Origin of the sequence: Amycolatopsis sp. NPDC051106 (assembly GCF_040682775.1) — a bacterium.
Taxonomy (GTDB): domain Bacteria; phylum Actinomycetota; class Actinomycetes; order Mycobacteriales; family Pseudonocardiaceae; genus Amycolatopsis.
In genome coordinates this window covers 134,013-143,660 of record NZ_JBFBBQ010000014.1, presented here as the reverse complement: position 1 = coordinate 143,660, position 9,648 = coordinate 134,013, and the positions used below count along the sequence as shown (strand labels likewise).

10 protein-coding genes are annotated in these 9,648 nt (G+C 72.2%); 4 read left to right on the top strand and 6 right to left on the bottom strand.

Going from position 1 to position 9,648, the window contains the following annotated elements; genetic code table 11:
• Window positions 1-175: 175 nt before the first annotated feature.
• A complete protein-coding gene (locus AB0M83_RS14365; protein WP_364516931.1) occupies window positions 176-544 on the bottom strand; it encodes a MerR family transcriptional regulator in 369 nt (122 codons plus the stop codon).
• 54 nt (window positions 545-598) lie between these two features.
• On the opposite strand from AB0M83_RS14365, the gene AB0M83_RS14360 reads away from it, so the two are divergent.
• Window positions 599-1,738: an MFS transporter gene (locus tag AB0M83_RS14360; RefSeq protein ID WP_364516929.1), complete on the top strand. Its 1,140-nt coding sequence runs from the start codon at window positions 599-601 to the stop codon at window positions 1,736-1,738.
• 55 nt (window positions 1,739-1,793) lie between these two features.
• Here the strand turns inward: AB0M83_RS14360 and AB0M83_RS14355 are convergent, their stop codons facing one another.
• Window positions 1,794-2,993: a glycoside hydrolase family 18 protein gene (locus AB0M83_RS14355; protein ID WP_364516927.1), complete on the bottom strand. Its 1,200-nt coding sequence runs from the start codon at window positions 2,991-2,993 to the stop codon at window positions 1,794-1,796.
• A 156-nt stretch (window positions 2,994-3,149) separates the two neighbouring features.
• On the opposite strand from AB0M83_RS14355, the gene AB0M83_RS14350 reads away from it, so the two are divergent.
• Window positions 3,150-3,542 carry a hypothetical protein gene (locus tag AB0M83_RS14350; RefSeq protein ID WP_364516925.1) on the top strand — a complete coding sequence of 131 codons (393 nt, stop codon included), beginning with the start codon at window positions 3,150-3,152 and terminating at the stop codon, window positions 3,540-3,542.
• Here AB0M83_RS14350 and AB0M83_RS14345 read toward each other — a convergent pair.
• Window positions 3,536-4,891: a pyridoxal-dependent decarboxylase gene (locus AB0M83_RS14345; RefSeq protein ID WP_364516959.1), complete on the bottom strand. Its 1,356-nt coding sequence runs from the start codon at window positions 4,889-4,891 to the stop codon at window positions 3,536-3,538. The two genes, AB0M83_RS14350 and AB0M83_RS14345, sit on opposite strands and share 7 nt — an antisense overlap.
• A 289-nt stretch (window positions 4,892-5,180) precedes the next feature.
• Window positions 5,181-5,759, bottom strand: coding sequence for a YdeI/OmpD-associated family protein (locus tag AB0M83_RS14340; RefSeq protein ID WP_364516923.1), 579 nt, complete (start codon window positions 5,757-5,759; stop codon window positions 5,181-5,183).
• Between the two features lie 85 nt (window positions 5,760-5,844).
• Between AB0M83_RS14340 and AB0M83_RS14335 the strand changes: the two genes are divergently transcribed.
• Window positions 5,845-6,378 (top strand): GNAT family N-acetyltransferase, encoded by a 534-nt coding sequence (locus tag AB0M83_RS14335; RefSeq protein ID WP_364516921.1) that lies wholly within the window; start codon window positions 5,845-5,847, stop codon window positions 6,376-6,378.
• Here AB0M83_RS14335 and AB0M83_RS14330 read toward each other — a convergent pair.
• Window positions 6,368-6,835, bottom strand: coding sequence for a nitroreductase family deazaflavin-dependent oxidoreductase (locus tag AB0M83_RS14330; RefSeq protein WP_364516957.1), 468 nt, complete (start codon window positions 6,833-6,835; stop codon window positions 6,368-6,370). The genes AB0M83_RS14335 and AB0M83_RS14330 overlap by 11 nt on opposite strands.
• A gap of 23 nt (window positions 6,836-6,858) precedes the next feature.
• Window positions 6,859-8,835: a glycosyl hydrolase family 28-related protein gene (locus AB0M83_RS14325; protein WP_364516919.1), complete on the bottom strand. Its 1,977-nt coding sequence runs from the start codon at window positions 8,833-8,835 to the stop codon at window positions 6,859-6,861.
• A gap of 142 nt (window positions 8,836-8,977) precedes the next feature.
• Here AB0M83_RS14325 and AB0M83_RS14320 point away from each other — a divergent pair, with 142 nt between their 5' ends.
• Window positions 8,978-9,607, top strand: coding sequence for a class I SAM-dependent methyltransferase (locus AB0M83_RS14320; protein ID WP_364516917.1), 630 nt, complete (start codon window positions 8,978-8,980; stop codon window positions 9,605-9,607).
• Window positions 9,608-9,648: the final 41 nt, after the last annotated feature.

The window sequence follows — 9,648 nt, the reverse complement described above, 5'->3', positions numbered from 1 at the left end:
GCCCCCTGGGGGCGTGCGGGCCGTCTGACGCACCGAACGCCACATTGGGTGCGTCCCACGCAACCAACGCCACATTGGGGCGCTCGATCCGGACCACGAGCGCGGGCGCGGCCCCGGCCGGAGCCCAGAGCCGGTAGCCGGCACTGGGTCAAGGTCCCACGCCTGAGGAACCCGGCTAAACGCGGTTGTACTCGCGCACCGCGTCGAGGTACTCGGAAATCGCGTCCCGGTTGCGCAGCAGGCACTCCGCTCGCCGGGCCATGCGGTCGCGCTCCTCCTCCAACGTCGCGAGCATCTCCGGGGTCGCGTCCGGGAAGTAGATCGCGCGGGGCTTGTCGAGGCAGGGCAGGATCTGTTTGATGATGCGGGTGGGCAGCCCGGCGTCGAGCAGCCCGCGCACCTGGATCACGCGGTCGACCGTCGCCTCGTCGTAGTCGCGGTAGCCGTTCGCGCCACGCGAAGCGATGATCAACCCTTGCTCCTCGTAGTACCGGAGCAGCCGGCGGGATGTGCCGGTGCGCTCGGACAGCTCGCCGATCCGCATGTGCGCCACCTCACGTAGACCTTCACACGTATGTGAGGGTTCGAGCATAACGGCATGAGAAGTGCTCTCCTCGCCCTCACCACCGCCGCCTTCGTCACCGTGCTCACCGAGGCGCTGCCCGCCGGCGTCCTGCCCGGCATGAGCGCGAGCCTCGGCGTCGGCGAGTCCGCGGCGGGCCAGGCCGTGACGGTCTACGCCCTCGGCACGGCCCTCACCGCGGTCCCCCTCTCCGCGGCCACCGCGGCCTGGCCCCGCAAACGCTTGCTCCTGGCCGGAGTGGCCGGGTTCGCCGTCGCCAACACCGTGACGGCGCTGTCGCCCGCCTACCCGCTCACCATGGTCGCCCGGTTCGTCGCCGGGGTGGCCGCGGGCGTCGTCTGGGCGCTGCTGGCCGGGTACGCGCGCCGGCTCGCGCCCCCGGAAAACCAGGGCCGGGCCATCGCGATCGTCATGGCGGGCATCCCCCTGGCGCTGTCGCTGGGCATCCCGGCCGGGACGTTCCTCGGCGGCCTGTTCGGCTGGCGCTCGGCGTTCGGCGTCATGTCGGCGATCGCCGTCGTGCTGCTCGCCTGGATCGCCGCGCGGGTCCCGGACCAGCCCGGGCAGGCCGGCGCCCGGGTGCCGGTCCGGCGCACGCTCACCGTGCCGGGCGTCGTGCCCGTGCTGGCCGTGACGCTCGTGTTCGTGCTGGCCCACACCGTGCTCTACACCTACGTCGCGGCGTTCCTCGGCCACGCCGGGATGGGCGACGCGGTGGACGTCGTCCTGCTGGTGTTCGGCGTCGCGTCGATGGCCGGGATCTGGGTCGTCGGCGCCCGGATCGACCGCGCGCTGCGCACGCTGACGGTCCTCAGCACGGTCCTGGTCGCGGTCGCCGCGACGCTCCTGGCGGTGTTCACGGGCAGCCCGGCGCTGGTCTACACCGCCGTCGCCCTGTGGGGTCTGGGCTGGGGCGGCGTCCCGACGCTCCTGCAGACCGCGGCCGGCAACGCGGGCGGCGACGCGGCGGACAACGCCCAGGCCATGCTCGTCACGCTCTGGAACGCCGCGATGGCCGCGGGCGGCGTGCTCGGCGGTGTCCTGCTCGACGCCGCCGGACCGGCGTCGTTTCCCTGGACGCTGCTCGTGCTCCTGGTCCCGGTGCTCGCCGTGGTGCTCGGCGCGCGGCGGCACGGCTTCCCCGCAGCGGCGTGAGCGATCCCGAATGGACGAAGGGCCCGGGCGGGTTCGCGCCCGGGCCCTCCAGCTTTCAGCAGCGGCCGGCGATGGCCCGCAGCAGCTCCGCGTTCGCGGTGTCCCCGGACAGCTCCCAGGCGAACACGCCGCCCAGCCCCTGGGACTTCGCGTAACCGGCCTTGGCCGACGCCGTCTCGGGCGTGTCGTAGCTCCACCACTGCGAGCCGCACTTCGCGTACGCCGTACCGGCGATCTTGCCGTTGGCCGGGCAGGTCGACTTGAGGACCTTGTAGTCCTCGACACCCGCTTCGTACGTGCCCGGCGCGGGGCCGGTGGCGGCGCCGCCGGGCTGCTTCTGCGTCACGCCGTCCCAGCCGCGGCCGTAGAACCCGAGGCCCAGCAATATCTTCGACGGCGGCACGCCCTGGTGGCGCAGCTTCTGGATGGCGGCGTCGGCGGAGAACCCGGCGGTCGGGATGCCCGGGTAGGACCGCAGCGGCGAGTGCGGCGCGGTGGGCCCGGTCGGCTGGCCACCCGCGACGAAGTAGTCGTAGGTCATCACGTTGTACCAGTCGAGGTAGCGGCTCGCCCCGGCGTAGTCGGTGGCGTCGATCTTGCCGTTCTTCGAGCCGTCCGCGGTGATCGCGGCGGTGACGAGCTGCCGGTGCCCGAACTTCGCGCGCAGCGCCTTGACCAGCGCCGTGAACGCCTTCGGCCCGCTCGCGTCGCAGGTGTTGCCGCAGGCGTTCGGGTACTCCCAGTCGATGTCGATGCCGTCGAAGACGCCCGCCCAGCGCGGGTCGTTGACCAGGTTGTAGCAGGATTCGGCGAAGGCGGCCGGGTCCTTCGCCGCCTCGGTGAAGCCCGCCGACCAGGTCCAGCCACCGAAGGACCACAGCACCTTCAGCTTCGGGTGCAGCTTCTTCAGCTCGAGGATCTGGTTGAAGCTGCCGTGCAGCGCGCCGGGCTCGGCGCTGTCGGCCTGGCCGCTGACGCTCGTGGCGGCGTCGTAGGGCATGTCGTGGTCGGCCCACGGGTCACCGACCGCGCAGCCGCCGCCCGTCACGTTGCCGAACGCGTAGTTGATGTGGGTCAGCTTCGCGGCCGAACCGGACGTCTCGATGTCCTTGACGTGGTAATTGCGGGCGTAGACGTCCCAGTCGGCGAAGTAGGCCATCACCTTGCCCGGGGACGGCCCGGCTTCGGCCGCGGGCGGGGCGACGACGGATGCACCGGCCAGCGCCAGCGCTGCGACGGCGATGCGTTTTCTCATGCCAAGCAAGGAATTCCCCTTCGGCGAGCCGGCCGGTCGGACGCGCTGAGGCTAACAGGTCCAGACCACTGCGGACCAGACCGAAACGTTGTGGTCAAAGGGTTTCTCGGTACCCCCGGAGCCGGGCGCGGATTCACCGCGTGCGATGATCGGCCGATGACCGAGTTCGGCTGCGCGCGCTGCTCGGGCGAAGACGCCCTGACCGCGCTGGCGTTCTGCACGACCCGCCTGCGCGAGACCCACCGTCTGGTCGAACAGTCGCATTTCGGCATCTCGCTGCGCGCGTGCCCGGAATGCGGTCAGGCGTTCGCCGCGATCTTCACCGAGTTCGTCGACTGGACCGGCGGTGAGGACGCGCAGTACTTCGACTTCGTGCCGCTCACCGCCGCCGAGGTGACCTCGTTGGCGGCGCAGGGATCCCGGGTGGACCTGGTGCGCCTGGGCGCGCTCGGCAGCGTCCGGCGGCGGCTCTCGTCGAGCTGGCCCACCGGCAAGGAGAAGCGGATCGCCTGGCGGAGGGACACTCTCTCGGTGCGCGAAGGCTACTGAGGACGTTCAGCGGCCAGGCGGAGGATCGCCGCGGCCGAACGGTCCACATCGGCCTCCGTCGTCGACCAGCCGGACACCGAAATCCGCAGATACCGGCGGCCGCGCCAGGTGGTTCCGCCGAGCCAGCACGTGCCGTCGCGCTGAACCGCGGTGACGATCGCCTCGGTGCGGGCATCGTCCCCGAAGGACACCAGCACCTGGTTCAGGACGACGTCGTTGGCGATCTCGGCGCCGCCTTCGGCGAGGGCGCCGGCGAACCGGCGGGCCAGGCGGCAGCAGCGGTCGACGAGCTCGGCGACGCCGTCGCGGCCCAGTTCGCGCAGCGCCGCCCAGACCGCGAACCCGCGGGCGCGGCGTGACGACTCGAGCGTGAGGTCGCCCATGCCGGACACCTCGCCGGCGCCGGTCAGGTAGGCGGCGCGGTGGGCGAAGGCGGCGGCGTGGACGTCCGGGCGGGCACAGAAGACGAACCCGGAGTCGTACGGGACGTTGAGCCACTTGTGCCCGTCGCAGGCCCAGGAGTCGGCCAGCTCGACGCCGTCGAGGAGCGCGGCTGTCGCGGGGTTGGCGGCGGCCCAGAGGCCGAAGGCGCCGTCGACGTGGATCCAGGCGTTCTTCGCGGCCGCGCGGGCGGCCCGGATGTCGTCGCAGGCGCCGGTGTTCACGTTGCCCGCCTGCAGGCAGACGATCGTGGGACCGTCGCCGGCTTTTCTCGCGAGGTCGGCGACGTCGATCGCGCCCTGGGGACCGGCGGCCACCTCCTCGACGGCGGCCGTGCCGAAGCCCAGCAACCGCAGCGCGCGGTCGATGGTGGCGTGCCGTTCGGCGCTCGCGAGGACGCGGACGCGCGGAGCGCCGAAGAGCCCGTCCCGCTCGACGTCCCAGCCGGCTTCGGCCAGGACGTGGTGCCGCGCCGCGGCAAGCCCGGCGATGTTCGCCGCCTGACCCCCGGTGACGAACCCGGCCGACGCGGTGGCGGGGATGCCGAGCAGCTCCTTCAGCCAGCCGCCCGCGACGTCCTCCGCGGCCGCGGCGGCGGGTGAGAGGACGGCGTTGAACGCGTTCTGGTCCCAGCCGGCGACCAGCACCTCGGCGGCGGTGGGGGCGGGCAGCGACCCGCCGATGACGAAGCCGAAGAACCGCGGCCCGGCGGTGGCCATCAACCCGGGCTCGGCGGCCCGCGCGAGCTGTTCGAGCACTTCGGACGGTGGGCTCGGCTCCTTCGGCAGCGGCCCGCCGAAGCCGTCGCGCAGGGCGGCCTGGCCGGCGGCCGGGACGACGGGCCGGTCGGCCAGGCTTTCCCGGTGGTCGGCGGCCAGCTCGGCGGCCCGGGCCAGGAGGTCACGCATCTCGTCCACGGGACGACTGTAGGCCGCCTTCGGGTGCGCGGCCCGCAGATTTCGGACGTCGAGGACAGGCGGGGCCGGGCGCCATCTCCGCCGGCCGCCACGCGGGACGGCGCCCGCCGCGCGGCCGACCGGTCCCGGCCGTCGAGGACGGCCGGGCCGAGCGCCCCAAGGCCACCTTGGGTGCGTCCCACGCACCGAAGGCCACCTTGGGTGCGTCCCACGCACCGAAGGGCCCCTTGGTTGCGTCCCACGCACCGAAGGCCACCTTGGGGCGCTCGGAACCGCGGTCCTAAGCCGCCTTCGGGTGGGCCGCGCGGCGGTTCTCGTGGGCCAGCTCCACCGTCGTCGCGATCCTCCGCTGCCGCGTCTCCGGCCGCTTGGCCTTGGCGATCCACTCCAGGATCAGCCGGCGGGACGACGGCGGGAACGCCGCGAAGTGCGCCGCCGCGGCCGGGTCGAACGCGCGCCGAAGATCCGGCGGCACCACTCCGTCCTGGGCCTCGGCCAGCGCGTCCCAGGTGCCCGTCCGCCGGGCGAGGTCGACCATCGCCTTGCCCCGCGGCGTCATCAGGCCCGCCGACGTCAGCCGGGCCACGCGTTCGCGGTTGACTTTGCTCCACGTGCTCTTCGGATTCCGCGGCGTGAAACACAAGTACGTGCTGGAAGCGTCGCGCCGGAGCGCCTTGCTGTCGATCCAGCCGAAGCACAGCGCCTGCTCCATCGCCTCGTGGACCAGCACGCCCGGCTCCGGACTCCCTTTCCGCCGGAGGACCAGCCACACCGACGGCACCGCGGCCGCCGCCAGCCACTCCCGCCACTGCGCCACCGACGTGACCTTCAGCACCGCGATGCCTTCCAGAGTCTCCATGCCCACATCGTCGCGGGTGAAGTGTTCATCTTCTGAGCACTTTGCCTCGGGAACAATCGGACGCCGCGCGGCGTAGCGTCCTGGTATGGAGACTCCGTTGAGCACCGACCGGCTCGTGATCCGGGACTGGACGGTGGACGACGCCGAAGCCGCGTTCGACATCTACGGCGCGGAAGACGTGACGCACTGGCTGACCCCGGCCATGGAGCGCGTCGGCGACGTCGGCGCGATGCGTCAGGTGCTGCACGCCTGGCAGGAGACGCAGCCGAACCTGCCGCCGCCGCGCGGACGGTGGGCCGTCGAGCGCAAGGAGGACGGCGTGGTGATCGGCGGCCTCGGCATCCGGCTGCTGCCGCCGTTCGAAGAGGACCTCGAGCTGAGCTGGCAGCTCAGCCCCGGCGCCTGGGGGCAGGGGTACGCGTCGGAGGCCGCGACCGCGCTGATCGAGTGGGCCTTCACCCAGGACACCGAGGAGCTGTTCGCCGTCGCGCGGCCGAACAACACGCGCGCGATCGCCGTCGCCAAGCGGCTCGGCATGCAGTGGGTCGGCGAGACCGAGAAGTACTACAACCTGCGGCTGCAGGTGTACCGGATCCGGCACACCGACCTCATCGACTGACCGGCTCCAGCAGGAAGACGCGGATCTCGCGGTCGCCGGCGCGCACGGCGTAGCGGTCGTAGGCCGGCCAGTACGACGCGACCGCGTCCCACATCTCCTGGCGCTCGCCGCCGGTCAGGAGCCGGCCGGTGACCTCGACGGTCCGGCCGCCGATCGCGACCGTCGCCTTCGGCTGGGCCAGCAGGTTCGCCGACCACGCCGGGTGCGCTTCGCCGCCCCAGTTCGAGCCGATCACGACGTACGCGCCGCCGCGCTCGACGTAGAGCAGCGGCACCTGCCGCGGCTCACCACTGCGGCGCCCGAGCGTCGTGAGCAGCAGCGTCCGCAGCCCGACGGCCGCGCCGACGCCGACCCGGCCGCCGCTGACCCGCAGCAGCACCCGGTCGGCGGGCACGAGCGCCCGCCCCAGCACCGCGAACGCCCTGCTCTTCCCGAACCCCGCGAACACCCCGCGCAAACCGGCCACGGTCGAACCCTAGGTCACCACTCCGACGGCGCCGGCGGGGGCACGACCGGCGGCCGGTCGTCGCACGTGATCGTGTTCGGGAGCAGCCAGGGAGCCAGCCAGCCGGAGTTGCCGCCGAGGTCGGTCAGCGAGAACTCCGAACCCGTGGGCGGGAAGTTGAACGAGCCGCAGTTGTTGACGCCGACCGCGCCGACGTTGCGGGCCTCGACGTTCCGGAACGACGCCGACCCCGCCGACCGGGCACTGAGGACGGACGTCCCGGTGCCGTCGACGCGCAGGTCCGCGAACTTCAGCCCGGTGATCGAGTACCTGTCCTTCACCGGGAAGTCGCTGACCAGCATGATCGCGTTGTAGGTGGTGTCGAGGAAGTGGTCGCCGGTCACCGAGATGTCCGCGGCGATGTCCTTCTCCAGGGCGTAGAACCAGATCGCGCCGAGGCCGATCTTCCAGTTCAGCTCGAAGGTTCCCGCTCGCACGGTCGTGTTGTCCGCGATCCGCAGCTTCCCGGCGAACGGCTCGGCGCCGAACCGCGATCCCACCTGGATCGCGCTGCCCTCGCGGATCGGGTCGGCGACCAGGTTGCCCGAGATGGTGGTGTCGGCGCCGCCGTACACCGCGATCCCGTTGGCCAGCACCGGCGTCTGGACCGTGTTGTGGTCGAACGTGTTCCGCGCGTTCTGGGTCTTCTCCGCCCACATGGCCAGGCCGTCGTCCCCGGTGTTGCGCACGAAGTTGTTCGCCACCACCGAATCCGTCACTCCCGTGTGGAAGTTCAGGCCGTCGGCGATCTGGTCGGCGATGACGTTCCACGTGACGCGCGTGTTCCGCATCGGCCCGTCGAACCAGAGGCCGACCTTCGTGTGGTGCAGGTACAGGGAGTCCACAGTGGAGTCGCTGAGCGCCCCGCCGATCGCGTTGACCTGGTCGGTGTCGACGCGGTCCCGGACGTCGCCCTCGATCGCGAAACCGGAGAGGTGGACGTCGTGGCTGCCCCCGGCGGAGGCGGGCTTGCCGTAGAAGCCGACGCCGGTGTGCACCGACCCGTCGGGGTCCGGGGTGCCGAGCGCCACCTCGTGCCCCTTGACGATCGTGTACCAGCTGCCTGCCCCTTCGATCGTGACGTCGTCGACGACGATGTGCCGGTTGACCTGGTACGTCCCGGGCGGCAGGTACACCTTCAAGTGAGCGCGCCGCGCGAAGGAGATGGCGCGGTCGAGGGCGTCGGCCGAGTCGCGGCGGCCGGTCGGGTCGGCGCCGAAGAGCACGGCGTTGGCGGCGAGCGGAACGAACCGCGGCGGCGCGACGAGTTCGGAGTCGAGCAGGTCGACGACGGTCCACGCGGCGGCGCTCCCGGCCGGGACGGTGAGCCGGACCTTGTCCCCCGCGTGGTACGAACGGTCGAGCAGAAGGCGCTGCTCGTCGTAGAAGTGGCTGGGGCGGAACGGTTTCTCGAGCACCGGCGCGGGTGTGGTCGCCGCGGGCACGCACGAGCACTCGGTGATCCACCAGTCCGGGTGCAGCAGGTCCGCGCCGGGATCGTTGGTGAACGGGTACTGGTTGTACAACCAGGAGTACTGCGAGGTCAGCGTCATCCGCTGCCGGTGCGCGCCGTTCACGGTGACGTCCAGCGGCGCGGTGATCCCACCGCCGGCGGGCGCGTCCGGAATGCTGTAGCGGACGGTGATCGCGTTCGCGGCGGCCGGCAGCGTGAACTCGACGTACTGCCCCGCCGTCACCCGCACCGCCCGGCGGCCGGACGCCTCGGACGGGAGCGTGTAGGCCGAGCGGTCCGGGCCGATCACGACGCCGTCGGTGCGGGCGTTCTCCGCCTCCTGCTCGAGGAAGCCGACACTGGCGCCGCGGCCGGCGACGAGCGCCGGGTCGAGCGCGGCCCGCGTGACGACCGGCCGGTCGGCGGCCGCCGCGGGCGTGGCCACCGGGAGCAGGGCGGCGACCGCGGCGAACACGGTGGCGAGGGTGCGGCGCGCCATCACGGACCTCGATTCTCGAGTGGAGTGCCGCGGAAGAGTAGGTCGCGCCTCGGTCGTCTCACAAGGTTTTTCTCTAATTTACTCTGAACTTGCACATGACAGTTCGGAAGTTGCGCAACCGGAGGTCTGGCAGGGTGGGCTCATGACGCGCCCCGAAACCGCCGCCGAAGTCTTCGACGCGCTCGGCAAGGACTACGAACTCGCCTTCCGGAACCTGGCCGAGCAGCGGGCCGCGCTCACCGCGCTGGCCGAACGGCTCCCCGCGGGCGCCACCGTGCTGGACCTCGGCTCCGGGACCGGACGCCCGACCGCCGACCTGCTCACCGCGGCCGGCCACGCGGTGACGGGGTACGACGTCGCGCCGAAGATGGTCGAGCTCGCGCGGACCCAGGTGCCCGCGGCCCGGTTCGAGGTCGGCGACATGCGCGAACTGTCCTTCGAAGCCGGCACCTGGGACGCGGTCACGGCGTTCTTCTCGACGTTGCAGCTCTCCCGGGCCGACCAGGAGACGATGCTCGGCCGGTTCGCGGCCTGGCTGAAGCCCGGTGGTTTCCTCGTCTTCGCCACCGTGCCCGCCGACGTGGACGGCGTCGACATAGTCTTCCTGGGACACCCGGTCCGCGCGAGCAGCTTCCCGGCCGACGTCCTCGCGGAGAAACTCCGTGCGGCCGGCCTGGAAATCGTCCGCGAGGAGCAGGCGCTGTTCGTTCCCGATCACCCCGAGGCCGGGCCCGAGCCGCACGTCTACTTCACCGCGCGCAAGCCTTCGTGAGTCGATCGTCGCGTCAACCGCTCACCGTGCCGACCGCTCGG

Coding starts and splice junctions, on each gene's coding strand:
- AB0M83_RS14365 (WP_364516931.1), bottom strand. CDS start 544: ATGCGGATCGGCGAGCTGTCCGAGCGCACCGGCACATCCCGCCGGCTG.
- AB0M83_RS14360 (WP_364516929.1), top strand. CDS start 599: ATGAGAAGTGCTCTCCTCGCCCTCACCACCGCCGCCTTCGTCACCGTG.
- AB0M83_RS14355 (WP_364516927.1), bottom strand. CDS start 2,993: ATGAGAAAACGCATCGCCGTCGCAGCGCTGGCGCTGGCCGGTGCATCC.
- AB0M83_RS14350 (WP_364516925.1), top strand. CDS start 3,150: ATGACCGAGTTCGGCTGCGCGCGCTGCTCGGGCGAAGACGCCCTGACC.
- AB0M83_RS14345 (WP_364516959.1), bottom strand. CDS start 4,891: ATGCGTGACCTCCTGGCCCGGGCCGCCGAGCTGGCCGCCGACCACCGG.
- AB0M83_RS14340 (WP_364516923.1), bottom strand. CDS start 5,759: ATGGAGACTCTGGAAGGCATCGCGGTGCTGAAGGTCACGTCGGTGGCG.
- AB0M83_RS14335 (WP_364516921.1), top strand. CDS start 5,845: ATGGAGACTCCGTTGAGCACCGACCGGCTCGTGATCCGGGACTGGACG.
- AB0M83_RS14325 (WP_364516919.1), bottom strand. CDS start 8,835: ATGGCGCGCCGCACCCTCGCCACCGTGTTCGCCGCGGTCGCCGCCCTG.
- AB0M83_RS14320 (WP_364516917.1), top strand. CDS start 8,978: ATGACGCGCCCCGAAACCGCCGCCGAAGTCTTCGACGCGCTCGGCAAG.